The following is a 22,064-nucleotide window of genomic DNA, read 5'->3' as shown; positions in this document are numbered from 1 at the left end:
TCTTTGGGCGGCCGCGCGAGGCGATCGCGCGTCGCCGCTATTCGCGACGCGTGCGCAGCAGGAACTTCTGCAGCTTGCCCGTTGGCGTACGCGGCAGCGTTTCCGCGAACACGAATTCGCGCGGGATCTTGTACGCGGCGAGCCGCTCGCCGCAGAACGCGCGCAACGCGTCCGCGTCCGGCGCGGCACCGGCGCGCGGTACGACGTGTGCGACGACCGTCTCGCCCCAGTCCGGATGCGGGACGCCGACCACCGCGGCTTCCGCGAGGCCCGGATGCGCGCCGAGCACATCCTCGACCTCCTTCGAATAGACGTTCTCGCCGCCTGTCACGATCATGTCCTTCAGCCGGTCGACGATGAACAGATAGCCATCCTGATCGATCCGTGCGATGTCGCCCGTGCGGTACCAGCCGTCCGGCGTGAACGCGGCGCGCGTCGCGGCCGCGTCGTCGAGATAGCCGAGCATCATGCTGTCGGCCTTCAGCCAGATCTCGCCGGTGTCGCCCGGCAGCGCGTCCGCGCCGTTGCCGCGCACGACCCGCAGGTCGACGCCCGGGCCGCCGTGACGGCCGATCGAGCCGGCCTTCGCGATCTGCTCGTCCGGATACAGCGTGGTGCCGGCCGGCCCCGTTTCCGTCATCCCGTAGACCTGGAAGAACGCGCTGCTGCGATACGCGCGTGCGAGCCGTTCGGCTTGCTCCGCGCCGATCGGGCCGCCGCCGTACAGCCATGCGCGCACGCTCGACAGGTCGAATGCCGCGAAGCGCTCGACCGTGTCGAGCGGCAGCATATACGACACCGGCGCGCCGAAATAAAGCGTCACGCGTTCGCGCTCGATTGCTTCAAGGAAGCGCAATGGATGGTATTCGCGCAGCAGTACGACGGTGCCGCCCGCGTACAGCGTGCCGCCGAACCAGTTGTTCAGCGGCGACGAATGCCAGATCGGCATTGCCATCAGCGTGCGCTCGTTGCGACCGATGCCGATCGCGAGCGCGGCCGACATCGCCGCGAACGTCACCGCGCGGTGGCTGAGCACACAGCCTTTCGGGCGGCCCGTCGTGCCGGACGTGTAGAGAATCTGCGCGACCTCGCCGTCGGCCGGTTCGATGCCCGCGACGCCGTCCATCGCCGCACGCATTGCATCGAAGGCCGGCACGCCGGCCGCATCGCCTTCGGTAACGAGCCGCCGCGCCGGATGCGTCACACGTGCGAGCACCGGCGCGAGGGCCGCGTCGAACAAGATCACCTTGCTGCGGCTGTGATCGAGCACGTAGTCGACCTCCGGAGCCTGCAGCTTGTGGTTGACCGGCACGAACGCGGCGCCGAGCCGCCATGCGCCGAACATCAGGTCGACGAACGCCGGCGTGTTCAGGCACATCGCGGCGACACGGTCGCCGGCCGCGACGCCCAGCGCGCTCAGCACGGCCGCCGAGCGGTGCGAGCGCTCGCGCGCGGCGGCGTAGGAAATCGTCGTGTCGTCGTGGATCAGAAACGGCTTGTCGGGCGTCGCGCGGGCGGCGCGGTCGAGGGCGGCGACGAGGTTCATCGAGCCTCCTGGCGAGGAGAACGAGCGGGCAGGGCGTCAGGCCGGATAGGCCCGTTGCAGCAGTGCGGCGACGTCGACCGCCCGCGGATCGAAGCCGCCGGCGATGCGTCCCCAGTCCGGCGCGGCGAGCCGCGTCGCGATGAACGCGTCGGCGACGGCCGGCGGCGCATCGCGCCGCAGCAGGCACGCCTGCGCGAGCAGCGCGAGCCGTTGCGCGAACACGCGAGCCGACGCCTCCAGCGCATCGGCCGGCGCCGCGAGCATCGCACGCAACGCGTCGAGCGCCGCGCGAATGCGCGGTTCGCCGGCGCCGAGATCGGACAGCTCGGCAACCAGCGCTGCGGCCGCGTCCGGCTCGCGCGACACCGCGCGCAGCACGTCGAGACACATCACGTTGCCGGAGCCTTCCCAGATCGAGTTGACCGGCGCTTCGCGGAACAGCCGTGCGATCGGCCCGTCGTCGACGTAGCCGTTGCCGCCGAACACTTCCATCACCTCTCCGGTCAGCTCGACCGCGCGCTTGCAGACCCAGAATTTCGCGGCGGGCGTGACGATTCGCTTCCATGCGCGTTCGCGCGGCGAGTCGTCGCGCTCGAACGCGTCGGCGAGCCGCATCGCGAGCGCAAGCGCGGCCTCGCTCTCGAGCGCGAGATCGGCAAGCACGGTGCGCATCAGCGGCTGTTCGGCGAGTGCGCGGCCGAATGCGTGGCGCTGCCGCGTGTAGGCGATCGCCTGCACGACGCCCTGGCGCAGCATCGCCGCGCTGCCGAGCACGCAGTTCAGCCGCGTGTACGTGGCCATCTCGATGATGGTCGGAATCCCGCGCCCTTCGTCGCCCAGCATGATGCCCCACGCGTCGTCGAGCTCGATCTCGCTGCTCGAGTTGCTGCGGTTGCCGACCTTGTTCTTCAGCCGCTGGATCTCGACCGCGTTCTTCGTGCCGTCCGGTCGCCAGCGCGGCACGTAGAAGCACGACGGGCCGCCGGCGTCGGTCCGCGCGACGACGAGGTGCGCATCGCACATCGGCGCGGAGAAGAACCACTTGTGGCCGCGCAGCCGGTATTCGCCGCCGCGGCCGCCCGCACCGACGGCGGTCGCGAGTGTCGTGTTCGCGCGCACGTCGGAGCCGCCCTGTTTCTCGGTCATCCCCATCCCGAGCCAGACCGAGCGTTTGTCGGCGATCGGCACGTCGCGCGGATCGTAATCGTCGCTGTACAACTTGTCGCGCAGCAAGCTCCATAGCGCAGGTTCCTTCTGCAGCACCGGAATCGCGGCCTGCGTCATCGTCGCCGGGCACAGCGTGCCGGCCTCGATCTGGCCGTGCAGGTAGAAGCCGGCGGCCGTTGCGGCCCAGCGCCCCGGGCGCGCGTCTCGGAATGCGAGCGACACGAAGCCTTCGCGGCGGTACATGCCGAGCAGCGTGTGCCACGCCGGATGGAAGTCGACGCGGTCGATGCGCCGGCCGCGCCGGTCGAATGCGTTCAGCTCCGGCGTGTGGCGGTTCGCTTCGTCGGCGAGCCGGGCGGTGTCGGCACTGCCGAGCCGCGCGCCGTACGCGTCGAGCTGCGGCACGGCCCAGTCGGCGCCCGCGCGCACGAGCGCATCGCGCAACGCGACGTCGGTCGCGAAGAGGTTATAGTCGATCAGTTCGTCGAACTGGTTCGTGACTGCATGGGTCGCTTCGGTCATCGGCTTGTCTCCGGTGTCGTGCTTCGCGGTCGGTCGGCCCGCCGGGCGCCGCGCCGGCTCCCCGTTCGACCTGTTCCCCGCTGAATTTCAGAGTAGCAAATATGCCGCCGCGACATGTTCAGGTTCCGGCGCCGCCCGGCCAGCCGGCGGCGCAACCCGCGCCCGCGTTGCGCCGCCGGCCGCGGCAGCGGCGCGCGCAGGCCACGTCGGATGCGCTGCAGCAGGCGTTCGTTCAGCTTTTGCTCGAACGCGGCTACGCGAAGGCGACGATCCGCGAGATTGCGGCCGTAGCCGGCGTCAGTATCGGCACCTTCTACGAATACTTCGGCGACAAGCAGAGTCTTGCCGCACTGTGCATCCACGGGCGCGTGCTGACGCTCGCCGACCGGCTGCGCGTCGCCGCGCACGGGCTGCGTGGCGCGACCCGCGTCGAACTCGCGGCCGCGCTCGTCGATCTGCAGATCGATGCGATTGCCGCCGACGCCGCGCTATGGGCCGCGCTTTTCTCGCTGGAGCGGCAGGTGTCGCCGCTGGCCGCATACCGCCGGCATTACGACGCGTATGTCGCGCTATGGCGCGACGCGCTTGCGCACGCCGCCGATCCGCCGCCAACGGCCCGGCTCGACGGCTGCGCGCGGATGGCCCACTCGGTCTGCTACGGCGGCGTGTCGCAGGCGCTGTTGACGCTCGGGCCGGCGCTCGACTTCGCAATGTTGCGCGGCGAATTGCAGGCCGTACTGCGCGCGTATCTGGCAGCGGCCGGCGCATGACGCGGGCAGCGGCCGCCGCGCGGCCCCTGCAAATGCCCGATACGCATGCATTGCGGGAGGCGCGACTTTGACTTCGCGGCTCCGGAATTCACGGCCATGAGAAAAATGCATGGCCGCCATGACGAACTTTCGTTTGTCCGCTGATATTGGCTCAGGCTAAATCGCTGGGCATGAGTCGGGCGGCGTGCATCGCGCGCGCACATCCGACGGACATCAGGAGGAGAAGTCATGCGAAGTGCCACCACGCCCCGTTCGAAACTGCCGGACGTCGGGACGACCATCTTCACGGTGATCGGCCAGCTCGCCGCGCAGCACGATGCGCTGAATCTGTCGCAGGGCGCGCCCAATTTCGCGCCGGATCCGGCGCTTGTCGACGGCGTCGCGCGGGCGATGCGCGACGGCCACAACCAGTACGCGCCGATGGCCGGCATCGCGTCGCTGCGCGAGCGGCTCGCGGAGAAGACGGAGGCGCTGTACGGCACGCGCTACGACCCGGGCTCCGAGATCACGGTGATCGCGAGCGCGAGCGAGGGGCTGTACGCGGCGATCAGCGCGCTCGTGCACCCGGGCGACGAAGTCATCTATTTCGAGCCGTCGTTCGACAGTTACGCGCCGATCGTGCGGATGCAGGGGGCGACGCCGGTTGCGATCAAGCTGTCGCCCGAGCATTTCCGCGTGAACTGGGACGAAGTGGCCGCGGCGATCACGCCGCGCACGCGGATGATCATCGTCAACACGCCGCACAACCCGACCGCGACCGTGTTCTCCGCCGACGACCTCGAGCGGCTCGCGCAGCTCACGCGCAATACGGACGTCGTCGTGTTGTCGGACGAGGTGTACGAGCATGTGGTGTTCGACGGTGCGCAGCACCAGAGCGTCGCACGCCACCGTGAACTTGCCGAGCGCAGCGTGATCGTGTCGTCGTTCGGCAAGTCGTTCCACGTGACGGGCTGGCGTGTCGGTTATTGCATCGCGCCGGCCGCGCTGATGGACGAGATTCGCAAGGTGCACCAGTTCATGGTGTTCTCGGCCGATACGCCGATGCAGGTCGCGTTCGCGGAAATACTCGCGCGGCCGGAACACTATCTCGGCCTGTCGGCGTTCTATCAGGCCAAGCGCGATCTGCTCGCGCGCGAGCTGGCCGGGTCGCGTTTCGAGCTGCTGCCGAGCGAAGGCTCGTTTTTCATGCTCGCGCGTTTCCGCCACTTCTCTGACGAGCGCGACAGCGACTTCGTGCTGCGCCTGATTCGCGATGCGCGCGTCGCGACGATTCCGCTGTCGGCGTTCTATACCGACGGCACCGACGCCGGCGTGATCCGGCTCAGCTTCTCGAAGGACGACGCGACGCTGATCGAGGGCGCGCGGCGGTTGCGTTCGCTGTAACTCGCGGGGTGACCCGCACACAGGCAGGCGGCTCGACGGTCGCCTCGCAAGCCACGGATGGGACGGTCGTACGTGCCGATGCACGGCGCCGGCCGACAAGTCAGGAGATCACGATGAAGCATGCACACACCCTGAAACTCGCGCTCGCATTCGCGTGCGCGCTCGGCTCCGGCGCGGCGCTCGCCGACGGGCAGACGTTGCGTTTCGGCCTCGAAGCGCAATACCCGCCGTTCGAATCGAAGGCGCCGAACGGCGACCTGCAGGGCTTCGACATCGACGTCGGCAACGCCGTCTGCCAGAGCGCGAAGCTGACGTGCAAGTGGGTCGAGACGTCGTTCGACGGGCTGATTCCGGCGCTGAAGGGCCGCAAGTTCGATGCGATCAATTCGGCGATGAACGCGACCGAACAGCGGCGCCAGGCGATCGACTTCACGACGATCATCTACCGCGTGCCCACGCAACTGATCGCGCGCACCGGCAGCGGCCTGCTGCCGACGGCGGAATCGCTGAAGGGCAAGCGCGTCGGAGTGCTGCAGGCGTCGATCCAGGAAACCTACGCGAAGGCGCACTGGGAGCCGGCGGGGGTGTCGGTCGTCGCGTACCAGGACCAGAACCAGGCATACGCGGACCTCGTCGCGGGCCGCCTCGACGCGACGCTGGTGCTTGCGCCGGCCGGCCAGCGCGGCTTCCTGTCGCGTCCGGACGGCAACGGCTTCTCGTTCGTTGGCCAGCCGGTGCGCGACGACAAGATTCTGGGCAGCGGAATCGCGTTCGGGCTGCGCAAGGGCGACGACGCGCTGAAGACGAAGCTCGATGCGGCGATCGACAAGCTGAAGGCGGACGGCACCGTGAAGGCGCTCGGCCAGAAGTACTTCGGCGACATCGACATCTCTACAAAGTAAGCGGGCCTGCACGATGCAGAGCCTGCACACGGCTGGCGCGCAACACGGCGATGGCACGGCTGCGCCGGCGGACGACGCGCTCGACGCTGCGTTCGCCGCCGAGCTGGGCGACGCGCTCGTCACGCGGTCGGCCGACATCGATCCGCGCTACTTCACCGCGTACAACGAACCGGCCGGCGTGCGTCCGCGCGCGCTAGTGCGGCCGCGCAGCGTCGACGACGTGGCGCGCACGCTTGCGCTGTGCACGCGGCTCGGGCTGCCGGTCGTGCCGCAGGGCGGCCTCACCGGGCTCGCGCGCGGCGCGGTCGCGCTGGGTGGCGAGATCGTGCTGGCGATGGAGCGCTTCGCCGGCGTCGACGCGATCGACGTGGCGGCGGGCACGATGACGGTACGCGCCGGAACGCCGCTGCAGACCGTGCAGGAAGCGGCGGACGCGGCGGGCTTCACGTTCGGCGTCGATCTCGGCGCGCGCGGCTCCTGCCAGATCGGCGGGATGCTCGCGACCAACGCGGGCGGCACGCGCGCGATCCGCTACGGGATGATGCGCGAGCAGGTGCTCGGGCTCGAGGCGGTGCTCGCGGACGGCACGGTTGTGTCGTCGATGAACCGGATGCTGAAGAACAACGCCGGCTATGATCTGAAGCAGCTGTTCATCGGCAGCGAAGGCACGCTCGGCGTCATCACGCGCGCGGTACTGCGGCTGCATCCGAAGCTGGCCGAGCCGGCCACCGCGTTGTGCCGCGTGCACAGCTACGATGCCGTCGTCGCGTTGTGGAATCGCGTGCGCGTGCTGCAGGAACTCGTCAGTTTCGAAGCGATGTGGCCGGCCTTCTACGACTACGTCGCGCGTCACACGCCGGGCGTTGCCGCACCGTTCGCGGGCGAAGGCGGCTTCGCGGTGCTGATCGAGTGCGCGACAAGCGCACCGGGCAGCGATGCGCGCGCCGCGCTCGAAACCGCGCTCGCGGATGCGTTCGACGCGGGCCTCGTCGACGATGCGGCGCTCGCGACGTCGGAGCGTCAGGCACGCGACCTGTGGACGCTGCGCGAAGGTCTCGCGATCGATGCGCTGCCGCATTTGATCAACTTCGACGTGAGCCTGCCGACCGGCGAACTGGGCGCGTTCGCCGCGCGCTGCGAGGCGGCATTGCGCGGACGCTGGCCCGACATTGCGTGCCTGTTCTTCGGGCACGTGGGCGACGGCAACGTGCATATCGGCGTTTCGCTCGCCGGCATGCGCGCGACGGATCCGGAGGAGATTGACGATTGCGTCTACGCGGTCGTGCGCGACATGAGCGGTTCGGTGTCGGCGGAGCACGGGATCGGCGTGCTGAAGCGCCGTTATCTCGCGCACACGCGCAGCGACGCCGAGATCGCGCTGATGCGGCGCCTGAAGGCCGCCCTCGATCCGGCCGGCGTGCTCAATCCCGGCAAGGTGCTCTGATCGGCGCGCGCTCGCGGACGGGCGTCAACCGTCGACCCAGCGCAGCGCGCCAATTTTCAGGTGTTCGACGACGCTGCGCACCCAGTCGAGCTCCGCGTTCAGCAGCACCAGTGCATGCTCGTTCTGCAGCAGGAACAGGCGCGACACCTGATCGTTCTGCGCGGCGTTGCGCAGCGCTTCGAGACGCTCGCGTTCGGCTTCGAGCGCGGCGATACGGCGCTCGAGCTGGTGCCGCGCATCTTCCGCGTCCAGCAGCGGCAGGAACGCGAGGCCGGCGCCGAATGCCGGAAACTCGCGCGCGGGTTCCGCGAGCAGTGCATGCAGCCACGTCTGGCCGGCCGTATGGCCGGCCTCGGTCAGCGTGTACAGCGTGCGCTCGGGAAACGCGCCGTCGCGCTGGGTATCGTGCACGGCGATCAGCCCGTCGCGCAGCAGCCGATCGATCGTCTGGTACAGGCTGGTGCGCTGCCGCACGTTGATGGCCTCGTCGTAACCGCGCGCCTTCAGCTGCTGCAGCATCCCGTACGGATGCATCGGCGTTTCGGTGAGGGTCGCCAGGATCGCGAGCGCGAGCGGAGACGGGCGGGCAGATGACATGAATAGTTTGGATATATCTAGTAATACTATGACTAGTATTGGCTAGACCATCATATTCCGCAAGGGTTTCAGCCGAGGTGCGAGCGCTTCGCGGCCGGCGCGAGCGTTTCCATCGTTGCAAGGCCATGGACGATTCCGCAGTCCTCGACCGAATGCTCGCCGACGCACTGGCGGCGCAATTCGGTGAGCTGGTCGCGCAGATGTGTCAGTTCCGCAAGCCGCGCATCGACGTGGCCGATGTGTTCGTCGAGCAGCGCGTTCACCGAATCACACGGGTCGGCCGGCGTGTCCGTGAGCTGCAGCAGCGTACGGATTTCGTCGTGCGCCATGTCGAGCGCGCGGCAATTGCGAATGAAGCGCAGCCGTTCGACGTGCACGTCGGTGTAGTTGCGGTAATTCGAATCGGTGCGCTCCGCGTCCGGAATCAGTCCCTCTTTTTCGTAGAAGCGGATCGTTTCCGGCGTGCAGCGGGCGGCCTTGGCCAGTTCGCCGATCTTCATGACCTTTCTCCGTTGTAAGGGTTGACCTTGTAGTGGCTTCAGGGTGTTAACTCTACATCGTCAAGCCATAGAGGATGTTGTCATGACCGACGCCCAGCGTACCCGCGACACACGACACCGCGATGCCGACGGCGCAGATGCCTGTTGCGCCGAGTCGCGCGCCAACCATGCGGCTGCCGTTGCCGATACGGTGCCGGCAGCCGGCGAGCACACGTATTGCGATGCGGCGGCGCGCGGCGCGCCGCGGCACGAATGTGGCCGCGACCATGACGACGGGCTCGGTCATGGAGTCGCGCGCGGAGAACGGCAGGATGATGACCGCGGCGGCCATTCCGGGCACGCACACGGCGATGCACATGAGCACGGCGCTGCCTGTTCGCATGCGCGCGCGTCGGACGACCGCGCAGGGCACGCCCACGCCCACGGCCACGGCCACGCCCACGCCCACGCTCGCGACCACGCGGCCGGCGCGTGCTGCGCGCCCGCCGCGGTTGCGCTCGCGCCGCTGCCCGCCACGCGGGCGACCGCGTCGGGTCACGTGCGTTCCGCGTTCCGGATCATGCAGATGGACTGCCCCACCGAGGAGACGCTGATCCGCAAGAAGCTCGGCGGAATGCAGCAGGTGTCCGCGCTCGAATTCAACCTGATGCAGCGGATGCTGACCGTGGACCACGCGCCGGGCGCGCAACCGGCGATCGAAAGCGCGATCCGCACGCTCGGCATGACGCCGGAGACCGCGTCGGCCGATACGCCCGCAGCGCCCGTCGCGCCGCCGCCCGCGAAGCCATGGTGGCCGCTGGCGCTGGCCGGCGTTGCGGCAGTCGCGTCGGAGGCCGTGAGCTGGGCCGGCTTGCCGGTGTGGCTGTCGGCGGTGCTGGCGCTCGCGGCGGTACTCGCATGCGGGCTGACGACGTACAAGAAAGGCTGGATCGCGATCCGCAACGGCAACCTGAACATCAATGCGCTGATGAGCATCGCGGTGACGGGCGCGATGGCGATCGGCCAGTGGCCTGAAGCCGCGATGGTCATGGTGCTGTTCACGATCGCGGAGCTGATCGAGGCGAAGTCGCTCGATCGCGCGCGCAATGCGATCCAGGGATTGATGCAGCTGGCGCCCGATACGGCGACCGTACAGCAGGCCGACGGCTCGTGGCGCACGATCGAGGCCGCGCAGGTCGTGCCGGGCGCGATCGTGCGCGTGAAGCCGGGCGAGCGGATCGGGCTGGACGGCGAGGTCGTCGCGGGCCGCTCGACAGTCAACCAGGCGCCGATCACCGGCGAGAGCCTGCCCGTCGACAAGACCGCCGGCGACGCCGTGTACGCCGGCACGATCAACGAATCGGGTTCGTTCGACTATCGCGTGACGGCAGCGGCGGCCAACTCGACGCTCGCGCGGATCATCCACGCGGTCGAGGAGGCGCAGGGCGCGAAGGCGCCGACGCAGCGTTTCGTCGACCGGTTCGCGCGCGTGTACACGCCGATCGTGTTCGCGATCGCGCTGCTGGTCGCGGTGGCGCCGCCGCTCGTGACGGGCGGCGCGTGGCACGACTGGATCTACCGTGCGCTGGTGCTGCTCGTGATCGCGTGCCCGTGCGCGCTCGTGATCTCCACGCCGGTGACGATCGTGTCGGGCCTCGCGGCGGCCGCGCGGCGCGGGATTCTCGTGAAGGGCGGCGTGTATCTGGAAGGAGGCCGCAAGCTCGCATGGCTCGCGCTCGACAAGACCGGCACGATCACGCACGGCAAGCCGGTGCAGACCGATTTCGACCTGCATGCGACGGACGTCGACGCCGAGCACGTGCGCCGGCTCGGCGCGAGCCTCGCGGCGCGCTCCGATCATCCGGTGTCGCAGGCGATCGCCATGGGTGCCCGCGAGGCGCAGCCGGCACCGTTCGCCGATGTGCAGGAGTTCGAAGCGCTGCTCGGCCGCGGCGTGCGCGGCACCATCGACGGCACGCGCTACTGGCTCGGCAATCACCGGCTCGTCGAAGAGCTCGGGCGCTGCTCGCCGGCACTGGAGGCGAAGCTCGACGCGCTCGAGCGGCAGGGCAAGAGCGTCGTGATGCTCGTTGACGACGCGCGCGTACTCGGGATCTTCGCGGTGGCCGACACGATCAAGGACACCAGTCGCGCGGCGATCGCCGACCTGCACGCACTCGGCATCCGCACCGCGATGTTGACGGGCGACAACCCGCACACCGCGCAGGCCATTGCGCGGCAGGCGGGCATCGACGATGCGCGCGGCAACCAGCTGCCCGAGGACAAGCTCGCGGCGGTCGACGAATTGGCGGCGGGCGGCGCGGGCGCGGTCGGGATGGTCGGCGACGGGATCAACGACGCGCCGGCGCTCGCGCGCGCCGACATCGGCTTCGCAATGGGCGCGATGGGCACCGATACCGCGATCGAGACGGCCGACGTCGCGCTGATGGACGACGACCTGCGCAAGATTCCCGCGTTCGTGCGGCTGTCGCGCGCGACGCATCGCGTGCTGGTGCAGAACATCGGCTTCGCGCTCGGCGTGAAGGTCGTGTTCCTCGGCCTCACGGTCGCGGGGCTCGGCACGATGTGGATGGCCGTGTTCGCCGACGCCGGCGCGAGCCTGATCGTCGTCGGCAACGGCTTGCGGCTGCTGTCGGCGAGCGGTGTGTTCGACCGCGCGGCGGCGAAGCGGTGACGCGATGGCGATGAGTTTTCTGAGGCGGCTCTTGGGCCGGCACGGTGGCGGCCGTGCAGGCGGGCATCACGGCGGCGTCGGGCGCGACGGCCATGGCGGTCACGTCGGTCACGGCGGTCACAACAGCCACAGCAGCCACGGACGTCACGGCGCGCGCGGGCGTGATCGTGACGGCTGGGGCTGGCCGTCGTCGGCCGATGCGCCGATCGGTTCCGGCAGCACCGTACCGCTGCGCCAGCTCGGATGCGCGGGCTGCGGCGCGTTGAATGCGGCGGATGCGCGGTTCTGCGCACAGTGCGGCGTATCGCAGCGAGGCAGGGCCTGCGGCAGGTGTCACGCGGCGCTGGCCGCCGACGCGCGCTTTTGTCCCGGTTGCGGGGCGCAGGCCGGCTAACGCCCGATCGTCGCCTTCGTGGGCGCCGCGGCAGCCGATTTCGGCGACGGCGTGGCGTCTGCGGCAGGCCTTGCGTCGCGCGGTGCGCGGCTTTGTGACAAGTGTTGAAGCGGCGAGCCCCGAGCCCCGCCGCTCAACGCAGCGGCAAATGAATCTCGGTGCGCAGATCCGCTGGCGCCGCGTCCATCGGCGTATTCAGATACAGCTCAAACGGCGGCGCATCGGCCGCTTCGCGGCCCGAGTGACGAAGCCAGTCTCCGTACAGCCAGTGGTAGGCGGCTTTCAGATCCGCATACGGTCCCGTGTGCAGCAGGACCGCATATTCGCCGGCGGCGATCGCGATGCGCTCGACCGGCGGCGCGGGCTCGACGTCCGGCGCGCCGGCGGCCGGCACGACGCACGCTTTCGCGCGCAACTGCGCTTCGGGCGTCGTATCGGGATCGTCGTAGTAGAGGGCGATCATTTGCGCGCCGGGCCCGAGCAGCCCGCGCTGCCCGGCCCACGCGCCGATCTGCGCGAACGCATCGCCGACCTTCAGATACGCGCCCGTATGCGCGACCGCATAACCGCGCAGTTCCGGCACCCGCCGGATCTCGACCTCATGCTCGAACATGTCTTCCTCTCCTCGCTGTAACGGGTAAATCGGCCGGTGGACGCCGGCGCGCCGGTGCTGCGCGGGCGGCACGCCGTAAGCATCGCGAAACGCGCGGCCGAACGCGTGCGTCGACCCGTAGCCGGCGCGCCGCGCAATCGCATCGAGTGGCAGCGCGGTGCACACGAGATCCTCGGACGCGCGCACGATCCGCATCCGCCGCACCGTCAGCACGACCGACTCGCCGTACAGCGCGCGATAGACGCGCTGCCAGTGGTACGGCGACAGACACGCAATGTCGGCGAGCCGGTTCAGGTCGAGCGGGTCGTCGAGGTGCATGCGGATGTAGTCGTGAACCCGCGCGATGCGGGCCGCATAACGCGCCCACGCGGGCGTTGCGGTTTTCGTGTCGACGGTCATGCGCGAGCTCCGCGGCGGAAATCGACGTCACGGTAGCACGCGGCGGATTGATAAATCTTGCGAAGATGCGGGCCCCGCCACGAAGGCCGGCGAAAGCAGGCCCTTTTTATTTCGGCGAAATTGGGTCTCGTCCCCGTCGATCTATGACTAAAGTTAAAGACGGTGAAATCAGGTGATCGCGTCATTTTTCTCCGGTAAGTTGCCTACGGCGGCAACGCACGTTTCGAAGTACGCAGGTAGTTCGTCGATGTTCAATCGCAACGCCACGTTTTTCGGGAGAAGAAGAAATGGATGCTTCCAGCTTCATCACGTCGCTGCAGACCACGCTGGGCGGATACCTGCCGAAGATCGCCGGGGCGCTCGGCATCCTGGTGATCGGCTGGCTGATCGCGGTGGGCGTGCGGGCCGGCGCGCTTCGGCTGCTCAACGCGCTGAAGGTCGACGAGCGGATCAGCGCAAGCACCGGGCAGGGCGCGTGCGTCGAGCGCATCATCGCGGGCGGGCTGTTCTGGCTGGTGCTGCTCGTCACCGCGGTGGGCATCTTCAACGTGCTCAACCTCTATGCGGTATCCAATCCGTTCTCGTTGCTCGTCACGCACATCGTCAACTACTTGCCGAACCTCATCGGCGGCGCGGCGCTGACACTGATTGCGTGGCTCATCGCGTCGCTGCTGCGCAGTCTCGCGAACCGTGCGCTCAGAGCGAGCAAGGTCGACACCGCGTTGTCCGAAAGCGCGGGCATGCAGCCGATGAGCGGCTATCTCGGCGACGTGCTGTTCTGGCTCGTGATCCTGATGTTCCTGCCGGCGATCCTGTCGGCGTTCGCGCTGTCCGGCCTGCTGTCGCCGGTGCAGGGAATGGTCGACAAGCTGCTCGCGATCGTGCCGAACATCTTCGCGGCTGCCGTGATCGGCTTCGTCGGCTGGATCGTCGCGCGCGTGCTGCGCGGCCTCGTGACGAATCTGCTCGTGGCCGCCGGCGCCGACCGGCTGACCGCGCGCCTGGACAGCCCGACGCCGGTGCGCGTGTCGAGCCTGGTCGGCACGATCGTCTACGTGTTCGTGTTCGTGCCGACGCTGATCTCCGCACTCGACGCGCTGAAGATCGACGCGATCTCGATTCCCGCAACCAACATGCTGAACCAGTTCCTCGGCGCGGTGCCGGACATCGTCGCGGCGATCGTGATCGTGCTCGTCACGTTCTACTTCGCGCGCTTCGTTGCGTCGCTCGCGCAGCGTCTGCTCGAAGCCGCCGGTGTCGACGGGCTGCCGGCCGTGCTCGGCGTCGAGCGGGTGTTCTCGGGCTTTCTGCAGCCGTCGGTGCTGGTCGCGCGGCTGATCGTGTTCTTCGCGATGCTGTTCGCGTCGGTCGAGGCCGCGAACCGGCTCGGCTTCACGCAGGTGCGCGACGTCGTCACGCTGTTCATCGAGTTCGGCGGCCACGTGCTGATGGGGGGCGTGATCCTCGTGATCGGCGTGTGGCTCGCGGGGCTCGCGCGCCGCGTGATCGAGCAGGCCGACCGCGAGCACAGCGTGCTGTTCGCGCGGATCGCGCAGTTCGCGATCCTCGGCCTCGTGTTCGCGATGGGGCTGCGCGCGATGGGCATCGCAAACGAGATCGTGCAACTCGCGTTCGGCCTCGTGCTCGGTGCGATCGCGGTGGCCGTCGCGTTGTCGTTTGGCCTCGGCGGCCGTGAAGCGGCCGGCAAGCTGCTCGATCGCTGGTTCAATCAGCGCGGCGGCGGGCAGTAACGCAGGCGGCCCGGCCGTCATGGGCGGCCGGGCGGTCATGCAGCGCGGCGCGCATGGCGACTTCGAGCGCTCGCTGCCATCGCGCGGGACGGGCGACGCCTGCGATGTGTGAGGCAATGCCACCCGCGCCAGGCAAGCCGGCCCGCGAGCGTGGTCGCCGGTACGCTGACGAACGAGATTGCCAGCCGGAATGCGTCGTGGACGCGTTCGACATCGCCTGCTCCGGTCGATGGCGCAATTCGGGCGTGTTTCCGCAAGCGAAACGTCAGCTGCGATCTTTGCCGAATTTCGATAACACGTCGTTTAATGACTCTCTAGCATCGATTCTCAGTCGCGCGGCCGGCAGGCCGGCGCCTTTCAGGAGAATCCGATGAAAGCAGAGTCGAATGGCCGGCCCGCCGCCGGCGCCAAGTCGTCCGGCCAGCCTGCGCTGCAGCAGACGCTCGGGACCTGGCAACTGTGGGGCATTGCGGTCGGCCTCGTGATTTCCGGCGAATACTTCGGCTGGAGCTACGGCTGGGCCAGCGCGGGCACGCTCGGTTTCGTCATCACCGCGCTGTTCGTCGCGGCGATGTACACGACCTTCATCTTCAGCTTTACCGAACTGACGACGTCGATCCCGCATGCGGGCGGCCCATTCGCGTATGCGCGCCGCGCGTTCGGTCCGACGGGCGGCTACCTCGCCGGCGCGGCGACGCTTGTCGAGTTCGTGTTCGCGCCGCCCGCGATCGCGCTCGCGATCGGCGCGTACCTGCACGTGCAGTTTCCGGGGCTCGAACCGAAGCATGCGGCGATGGGCGCGTATCTCGTGTTCATGGCGCTGAACATCGTCGGCGTGCAGATCGCCGCGACGTTCGAGTTGGTCGTCACGCTGTTCGCGATCTTCGAGCTGCTGGTGTTCATGGGCGTCGTGTCGCCGGGCTTCTCGTGGAGCAACTTCATGAAGGGCGGCTGGTCGGGCGCCGATCACTTCAGCGTCGGCGCATTCCACGGCATGTTCGCCGCGATCCCGTTCGCGATCTGGTTCTTCCTCGCGATCGAAGGCGTCGCGATGGCCGCCGAGGAAGCGAAGAATCCGAAGCGCTCGATCCCGATCGCGTACGTTGCCGGTATCCTGACCCTCGTCACGCTCGCGATCGGCGTAATGGTGTTCGCCGGCGGCGCGGGCGACTGGACGAAGCTCGCGAACATCAACGATCCGCTGCCGCAGGCGATGAAGTACATCGTCGGCGCAAACAGCGGCTGGATGCACATGCTCGTGTGGCTCGGGCTGTTCGGTCTCGTCGCGTCGTTCCACGGGATCATTCTCGGCTATTCGCGCCAGATCTTCGCGCTGGCTCGCGAGGGCTACCTGCCGGAGTGGCTCGGCAAGGTGCATCCGCGCTTCAAGACGCCGCATCGCGCGATTCTCGCGGGCGGCGTGATCGGGATCGCCGCGATCTACAGCGACGAGCTGATCCAGTTCGGCGGCCAGACGCTCACCGCGAACATCGTGACGATGTCGGTGTTCGGCGCGATCGTGATGTATATCGTAAGCATGGCGGCGCTGTTCAAGCTGCGCCGCTCGCAGCCGAACATGGCGCGGCCGTTCCGCGCGCCGCTGTACCCGTTGTTTCCGGCGTTCGCGATCGTGGCGGCTCTGATCTGCCTCGGGACGATGGTGTACTTCAACGGGTTGGTCGCAATGGTGTTCGTCGCGTTCCTCGCGCTCGGCTACGCGTATTTCCTCGCGACCCGTTCGCAGCGCGCGAGCGCGCCGGGCGACGCGCTGCTCGAGGAATGAGCGGCGCAAGCGCGAGCGGCCGTTTCTGACGGCCACCGGCGCGCGCTGCCGAGCGGCGCGCGCCGGTGGCATTTGGCAAGGAGATTCGAACGATGTCCTATACGGAGACGATCGGCCCGCGCACGTACCGTTTCGCGGACCTGAAGACGCTGCTCGCGAAGGCGAGCCCGCTGCGCTCCGGCGACCAGCTCGCCGGCGTCGCGGCTGCGAGCGAGGAGGAGCGCGTCGCCGCGAAGATTGCGCTCGCGGGCGTGCCGCTGAAGGCGTTCCTGAACGAAGCGCTGATTCCGTACGAACACGACGAAGTCACGCGGCTGATCGTCGACGATCACGATGCGGCCGCGTTTGCGGAGATCTCGCACCTCACCGTCGGCGATTTCCGCAACTGGCTGCTGTCGCCCGCGGCCGACGGCGCGGCGCTCGAGCGGATTGCGCCCGGCCTCACGCCCGAGATGGTCGCGGCGGTGTCGAAGCTGATGCGCAACCAGGACCTGATCGCGGCCGCGCGCAAGCGCCGCGTCGTCACGCGGTTTCGCAACACGGTCGGGCTGGCCGGCCGGATGTCGGTGCGGCTGCAGCCGAATCACCCGACCGACGACGTGAAAGGCATCGCCGCGTCGATGCTCGACGGGCTGATGTACGGCTGCGGCGATGCGATGATCGGCATCAATCCGGCGACCGACAGCCTCGCGGCGATCGTGAAGCTGCTCGCGATGATCGACGGATTCCGCGAGCGCTACGGCGTGCCGACGCAGTCGTGCGTGCTCACGCACGTGACCAACACGATCGCGGCGATCGAAAAGGGCGCGCCGGTCGATCTGGTGTTCCAGTCGATCGCCGGCACCGAGAAAGCGAACGCGAGCTTCGGGATCTCGCTCGCGCTGCTCGGCGAGGCGCGCGACGCCGCGTTGTCGCTGAAGCGCGGCACCGTCGGCAACAACCTGATGTATTTCGAGACCGGGCAAGGCAGTGCGCTGTCGGCGAACGCGCATTTCGGCGTCGATCAGCAGACGTGCGAGGTGCGTGCATATGCGGTCGCGCGCAAGTTCGATCCGTTCCTCGTGAACACCGTGGTCGGCTTCATCGGGCCGGAATACCTGTACGACGGCAAGCAGATCATCCGCGCGGGGCTCGAGGATCACTTCTGCGGCAAGCTGCTCGGCGTGCCGATGGGCTGCGACATCTGCTACACGAATCACGCCGAAGCCGATCAGGACGACATGGACACGCTGCTCACGCTGCTCGGTGCGGCCGGCATCAACTTCATCATGGGAATTCCCGGCGCGGACGACGTGATGCTGAACTACCAGAGCACGTCGTTCCACGATCAGCTGTACGTGCGCGAGGTGCTCGGGCTGCGCCGCGCGCCCGAGTTCGAGGAATGGCTGGAGACGATGGAGATCGCCGACGCGCATGGCGCGCTGCGTGCCGCGAGCGCACGCGTGCCGCTGCTCGCGGGCGCGAACGACTGGATGGGGATTTCCGCATGAGCGACGCCGTCGAGAAAAATCCGTGGGCGCAGCTGAAGTCGTTCACGAACGCTCGGATCGCGCTCGGCCGAGCGGGCAGCAGCCTGCCGACCGCGCCGCTGCTCGCGTTCAATCTGTCGCACGCGCAGGCGCGCGATGCGGTGCACCAGCCGCTCGACGCCGATGCGCTGCGCCGCGAGATCGATGCGGCGGGGTTCGCGACGCTCGGCGTGCAGAGCGCGGCGCCCGACCGTCAGCATTACCTGCGCCGGCCGGATCTCGGCCGCAAGCTGTCCGACCACGGGCGCGCGCTGCTGGCCGGCTATGGCGCGGCGCTCGACGAACCGCCGGACGTCGTGTTCGTGGTCGGCGACGGGCTGTCGGCATTCGCGGCCGCGAAGCAGGCGCTGCCGCTGCTGCAGGCCGTATGCCCGCGGCTGCACGCGGACGGCTGGCGGATCGGGCCGGTGGTGGTCGCGACGCAGGCGCGCGTCGCGCTCGGCGACGAGATCGGCGAGTTGCTGCGCGCGCAGGTCGTCGCGATGCTGATCGGCGAGCGGCCGGGCCTCAGTTCGCCGGACAGCCTCGGTGTTTATCTGACGTGGGCGCCGAAGGTCGGCTGTCACGACGCGCAGCGCAACTGCATCTCGAACGTGCGGCCTGAAGGTTTGCCGCATGCCGCCGCCGCGCACAAGCTGCATTACCTGATGACGCATGCGCGCCGCCTCGGGCTCACCGGTGTCGGATTGAAGGACGACAGCGACGCGCTGTTGCCGCAGCAGGAAGCCGAGCGGATCGGCGCGGCGTGAGCGCGCGCCGGCCGGCTACGTGAACAGCCGCTCGCACAGGAAGTCGACGAATACGCGCAGCTTCGGCGACAGCTGCCGGCTCGACGGCCACACGATCGAGAACTGGCCGGGCGCGATCCGGTAATCGTCGAGCACGGTGACGAGCGCGCCGCTTTCCAGCGCATCGCGCGCGAGAAAATCCGGCATGTAGCCGATGCCGAGCCCCGCCATGACCGCGCCGCGCAGCGCTTCCATGTTGTTGCAGGTCATCGCGGTGCGCAGCTTCAGCGGCGTGCCGTCGTCGGCGGCGAGCGCCCAGTCCTGCAGCTTGCCGGTGGTCGGGAAGCAGTAGCGCACGCAGTCGTGCGCTTCGAGATCGCGCGGTGCCCCCGGCGTGCCGGCCTGCGCGAGGTACGCGGGCGTCGCGCACAGCACGAACGCGAACGGGCCGAGCCGCCGCGACATCAGGCTCGAATCCGACAGCGGTCCGCTGCGGATCACCGCGTCGAAGCCGCCTTCGACGACATCGACCATCCGGTCATTGAAATCCAGATCGAGCTCCACGTCCGGGTAGCGCCGCCTGAATTCGGGCAATACCGGCAGCAGGAACCGGTAGCCGATCACCGGCAGGCTCACGCGCAGCTTGCCGCGCGGGCGCTGCGCGGAGGCCGTCACGGTGGCTTCCGCATCGCGCAGATCCTCGAGGATCCGCTGGCAGCGTTCGTAGAAGTGGCGGCCTTCGTCGGTCAGCGTGACGCGCCGCGTCGTGCGGTTGAACAGGCGTACGCCGAGCGATTGTTCGAGCCGCGCGATCGTCTTGCCGACCGCGGACGCCGAGATGCCGAGCGTGCGGCCGGCCGCGACGAAGCTCAACGCTTCGGCGGTGCGGACGAAGGCGGCGATGCCGTTCAGGTTTTCCATCGGTGCAGGCGGAATCGGGTGTGAAGACGCAGATTGCGGAATTTTAGTCCGTTATATGAGGAAGCCAGCACGGTTTTTCGAATATTGAATCGGAATTATCTTTGATCGCCGTTGACGCGCGTTCGCGCGGGCTTTTCGAGGAGCGATGATGGATCAGCCGTTTTCAACCGTTGCCGCGGCGTCGGCACGCCGACGCGCGTGGGTGCTGGCAGCCGTATGCATGGCGGCCGTCGCGCTGCCGCTGTCGTTTTCGGGCGGGGCGGTCGCGACGCCGGCGATCGGCCGCGACCTGCATGGCGGGCCGGTCGCGATGAACTGGATCACCAACGCGTTCATGCTCGCGTTCGGCAGTTTCCTGATGGCCGCGGGCGCGCTGGCCGACCAGTTCGGGCGCAAGCGCCTGTTTGCGTGCGGCGTCGGCGGTTTCACGCTGATGTCGGCCGCGCTCGCGTTTGCGCCGTCGATGCTCGCGGTCGACCTGCTGCGCGCCGCGCAGGGGCTCGCGGCGGCCGCGGCGCTTGCGGGCGGCACGGCCGCGCTCGCGCAGGAGTTCGACGGCGCGGCGCGTACGCGCGCATTCAGCCTGCTCGGCACGACGTTCGGGATCGGGCTCGCGTTCGGGCCCGTGCTCGCCGGATGGCTGATCGCGCAGCACGGCTGGCGCGCGATCTTCGTCACGGGCGCGGCGGCCGGCGTGCTGTCGCTCGCATTGGGGCTGCCGCGCATGCACGAGTCGCGCGATCCGCACGCGACCGGGCTCGACTGGCCGGGCACGACCGCGTTTACTGCCGCGCTCACGCTGTTTACGTGCGGCGTGATCGAGGCGCCCGCGCGCGGCTGGACGCATCCGCTCGTCGTTGCGCTGCTGGCCGGCGCGGCGCTCGGCGTGTGCGCATTCGTCGCGATCGAGACGCGCGTCGCGCGGCCGATGCTCGATCTGTCGCTGTTCCGGATTGCTCGCTTCGTCGGCGTACAGGTGCTGCCGGTGTCGACGTGCTGCTGCTACATCGTGCTGCTCGTCGTGCTGCCGCTGCGCTTCATCGGCATCGACGGCTTCAGCGAAATCGACGCGGGCTGGCTGATGCTCGCGATCTCCGCGCCGATGCTCGTCGTGCCGCTCGTCGCGGCGACGCTTACGCGCCGGCTGTCTGCCGGCGTGATTTCCGGGTTCGGGCTGCTCGTTGCCGCTGCAGGCCTCGTGTGGCTCGGCGTCGCGCTGCGCGGCGGCGCGGGTCCGGCGGCGATCGCGCCGATGCTCGCGATCGGCGTCGGGGCCGGCATGCCGTGGGGGCTGATGGACGGGCTGTCGGTCAGCGTCGTGCCGAAGGAGCGTGCGGGGATGGCGACCGGAATCTTCAGCACGACGCGTGTCGCGGGCGAGGGAATCGCGCTCGCGATCGTCGGCGCGGTGCTCGCGACGCTCACCCATGCCGATTTGCGGCACGCGGCGGCGGCCGCGGCCGGTGCGCCCGATGCGACGCTGCGCGCCGCCGCGCGGCTCGCGACCGGCGATCTCGCCGGCGCCGCGGCCGTATTGCCGGGTGTCGATCGCGCGGCGCTGCTCGCGAGCTATACGCATGCGTTCGATCGGTTGCTGATCGGGCTCGCGGTCGTGACGGTGCTGTGCGCGGGCGTGGTGTTCGCGTTTCTCGGCGCGCGGCCGGCGTGCGAGGAAGGGCGCGGCGATGAAGGCGCGCAGATGCGCGGTGAAGCACCGGCGCGGCGCCGCGCGGAACCGGCGTGTGCGGACACGACGGGGCGGTAAGCGTTGCGTTGCGTCGACGGCGAGCTGGCCGGCGCGCGGATAACGCATCCGAACATGTGTCGAGTCATGCCGGACGTCGTAGCGTGCCGACGATCCGGCACGGGCGCCCGTCATCGCGCGCCGCCGTCACGCCAGCACGAGCGCCGGCAGCCCCGCCTCGACTCGCGCGTGCGCGCTTTCCACTTCGACGACCACGTAACGCTGCGCATCGGGCCATAGATGCGCATGGCTTCCCGCCTCTTCGACGATCGTCGCGCGCCCTTGCACGAGCCACGTCGTCTGCCGGACGAAGTCGACGAACAGCAGCGCGATCGCCGGATTCACGAGCAGGTTGCCGATCGTGTTGAACAGGTTGTTGCCCGTGAAATCGGGCAGCACGAGCGTGCGCCGATCGGGCAGGTCGACGAGCGGCTCGAACGAGCCGTCCGCGCGCGGCTGCCGGCCTCGATACGAGCAGTCGCTGTCGCCGGCGGCGTTTGCGGTCGCGACGATCAGGAACGCCTGTTCGCGGATGAAGGCGACGGCATCGTCGCTCAGGGTAGCCGGATCGGTCATGGGTCGGTGGGCGCGTGGCCGGTGCGTGCAGATTCGCGATCGTCACGCAAGCGACATGCCACGCGGCGAGCGCGGCTGCGCATGTGCCGATGCGCAACGGCGCTGTGGAAAATCCGAACAC

The 22,064-nt window shown here is 68.9% G+C and carries 19 protein-coding genes; 11 read left to right on the top strand and 8 right to left on the bottom strand.

The window, feature by feature from the left end; translation table 11 throughout:
* Positions 1–37 precede the first annotated feature (37 nt).
* Entirely contained in the window at positions 38–1,546 is a 1,509-nt protein-coding gene (locus tag KDW55_RS21610; RefSeq protein WP_040142792.1) for an AMP-binding protein, read from the bottom strand.
* A gap of 36 nt (positions 1,547–1,582) precedes the next feature.
* Positions 1,583–3,235: an acyl-CoA dehydrogenase family protein gene (locus KDW55_RS21605; RefSeq protein ID WP_209821347.1), complete on the bottom strand. Its 1,653-nt coding sequence runs from the start codon at positions 3,233–3,235 to the stop codon at positions 1,583–1,585.
* A 101-nt stretch (positions 3,236–3,336) separates the two neighbouring features.
* Here KDW55_RS21605 and KDW55_RS21600 point away from each other — a divergent pair, with 101 nt between their 5' ends.
* From KDW55_RS21600 to KDW55_RS21585, 4 genes are all read left to right on the top strand, one after another.
* Positions 3,337–4,005 (top strand): TetR/AcrR family transcriptional regulator, encoded by a 669-nt coding sequence (locus KDW55_RS21600; protein WP_212161040.1) that lies wholly within the window; start codon positions 3,337–3,339, stop codon positions 4,003–4,005.
* Between the two features lie 228 nt (positions 4,006–4,233).
* Positions 4,234–5,388, top strand: coding sequence for a pyridoxal phosphate-dependent aminotransferase (locus KDW55_RS21595; RefSeq protein ID WP_059548092.1), 1,155 nt, complete (start codon positions 4,234–4,236; stop codon positions 5,386–5,388).
* 113 nt (positions 5,389–5,501) lie between these two features.
* On the top strand, positions 5,502–6,290 hold the full coding sequence (locus KDW55_RS21590) for an ABC transporter substrate-binding protein (RefSeq protein ID WP_040142798.1): 789 nt from the start codon (positions 5,502–5,504) through the stop codon (positions 6,288–6,290).
* Between the two features lie 13 nt (positions 6,291–6,303).
* Positions 6,304–7,734 carry an FAD-binding oxidoreductase gene (locus tag KDW55_RS21585; RefSeq protein WP_212161041.1) on the top strand — a complete coding sequence of 477 codons (1,431 nt, stop codon included), beginning with the start codon at positions 6,304–6,306 and terminating at the stop codon, positions 7,732–7,734.
* Between the two features lie 24 nt (positions 7,735–7,758).
* Here KDW55_RS21585 and KDW55_RS21580 read toward each other — a convergent pair whose 3' ends face one another.
* The 3 genes from KDW55_RS21580 to KDW55_RS29775 all read right to left on the bottom strand — a co-directional run bounded on the left by KDW55_RS21580 (position 7,759) and on the right by KDW55_RS29775 (position 9,291).
* On the bottom strand, positions 7,759–8,331 hold the full coding sequence (locus KDW55_RS21580; RefSeq protein WP_040142802.1) for a PadR family transcriptional regulator: 573 nt from the start codon (positions 8,329–8,331) through the stop codon (positions 7,759–7,761).
* Between the two features lie 68 nt (positions 8,332–8,399).
* Positions 8,400–8,831 carry a Cd(II)/Pb(II)-responsive transcriptional regulator gene (gene cadR / locus KDW55_RS21575; RefSeq protein WP_212161042.1) on the bottom strand — a complete coding sequence of 144 codons (432 nt, stop codon included), beginning with the start codon at positions 8,829–8,831 and terminating at the stop codon, positions 8,400–8,402.
* 52 nt (positions 8,832–8,883) lie between these two features.
* Positions 8,884–9,291, bottom strand: a complete 408-nt coding sequence (locus KDW55_RS29775) for a hypothetical protein (protein WP_349252609.1) — start codon at positions 9,289–9,291, stop codon at positions 8,884–8,886.
* 105 nt (positions 9,292–9,396) lie between these two features.
* Between KDW55_RS29775 and KDW55_RS21570 the strand changes: the two genes are divergently transcribed.
* The gene (locus KDW55_RS21570) at positions 9,397–11,505 is read left to right on the top strand and encodes a heavy metal translocating P-type ATPase (RefSeq protein ID WP_349252608.1); all 2,109 of its coding nucleotides are present in this window, start codon (positions 9,397–9,399) and stop codon (positions 11,503–11,505) included.
* Between the two features lie 10 nt (positions 11,506–11,515).
* On the top strand, positions 11,516–11,899 hold the full coding sequence (locus KDW55_RS21565) for a zinc ribbon domain-containing protein (protein ID WP_212161077.1): 384 nt from the start codon (positions 11,516–11,518) through the stop codon (positions 11,897–11,899).
* Between the two features lie 133 nt (positions 11,900–12,032).
* Here the strand turns inward: KDW55_RS21565 and KDW55_RS21560 are convergent, their stop codons facing one another.
* Complete coding sequence (locus tag KDW55_RS21560) at positions 12,033–12,911, bottom strand: AraC family transcriptional regulator (protein ID WP_212161045.1); 879 nt, start codon at positions 12,909–12,911, stop codon at positions 12,033–12,035.
* A gap of 287 nt (positions 12,912–13,198) precedes the next feature.
* On the opposite strand from KDW55_RS21560, the gene KDW55_RS21555 reads away from it, so the two are divergent.
* From KDW55_RS21555 to eutC, 4 genes are all read left to right on the top strand, one after another.
* Positions 13,199–14,662: a mechanosensitive ion channel gene (locus KDW55_RS21555; RefSeq protein WP_059548083.1), complete on the top strand. Its 1,464-nt coding sequence runs from the start codon at positions 13,199–13,201 to the stop codon at positions 14,660–14,662.
* A 370-nt stretch (positions 14,663–15,032) separates the two neighbouring features.
* The gene (gene eat, locus KDW55_RS21550) at positions 15,033–16,445 is read left to right on the top strand and encodes an ethanolamine permease (RefSeq protein WP_059548081.1); all 1,413 of its coding nucleotides are present in this window, start codon (positions 15,033–15,035) and stop codon (positions 16,443–16,445) included.
* A 92-nt stretch (positions 16,446–16,537) separates the two neighbouring features.
* Entirely contained in the window at positions 16,538–17,935 is a 1,398-nt protein-coding gene (locus KDW55_RS21545) for an ethanolamine ammonia-lyase subunit EutB (protein WP_040142815.1), read from the top strand.
* Positions 17,932–18,723, top strand: a complete 792-nt coding sequence (eutC, locus tag KDW55_RS21540) for an ethanolamine ammonia-lyase subunit EutC (protein WP_040142817.1) — start codon at positions 17,932–17,934, stop codon at positions 18,721–18,723. The genes KDW55_RS21545 and eutC overlap by 4 nt, the downstream gene beginning before the upstream one ends.
* A gap of 15 nt (positions 18,724–18,738) precedes the next feature.
* Here eutC and KDW55_RS21535 read toward each other — a convergent pair whose 3' ends face one another.
* Positions 18,739–19,623 carry a LysR family transcriptional regulator gene (locus KDW55_RS21535; RefSeq protein WP_212161046.1) on the bottom strand — a complete coding sequence of 295 codons (885 nt, stop codon included), beginning with the start codon at positions 19,621–19,623 and terminating at the stop codon, positions 18,739–18,741.
* Positions 19,624–19,771: 148 nt separating this feature from the next.
* On the opposite strand from KDW55_RS21535, the gene KDW55_RS21530 reads away from it, so the two are divergent.
* Positions 19,772–21,388 (top strand): MFS transporter, encoded by a 1,617-nt coding sequence (locus KDW55_RS21530; protein ID WP_212161048.1) that lies wholly within the window; start codon positions 19,772–19,774, stop codon positions 21,386–21,388.
* A gap of 126 nt (positions 21,389–21,514) precedes the next feature.
* On the opposite strand, the gene KDW55_RS21525 is transcribed toward KDW55_RS21530, so the two are convergent.
* A complete protein-coding gene (locus KDW55_RS21525; RefSeq protein ID WP_212161049.1) occupies positions 21,515–21,943 on the bottom strand; it encodes a pyridoxamine 5'-phosphate oxidase family protein in 429 nt (142 codons plus the stop codon).
* Between the last annotated feature and the right edge of the window lie 121 nt (positions 21,944–22,064).

Source organism: Burkholderia sp. AU19243 (assembly GCF_018148075.1).
GTDB classification, from domain to species: Bacteria; Pseudomonadota; Gammaproteobacteria; order Burkholderiales; family Burkholderiaceae; genus Burkholderia; species Burkholderia latens_A.
The sequence above is the reverse complement of the archived record's forward strand: the minus strand, read 5'-3'. Positions and strand labels throughout refer to the sequence as shown.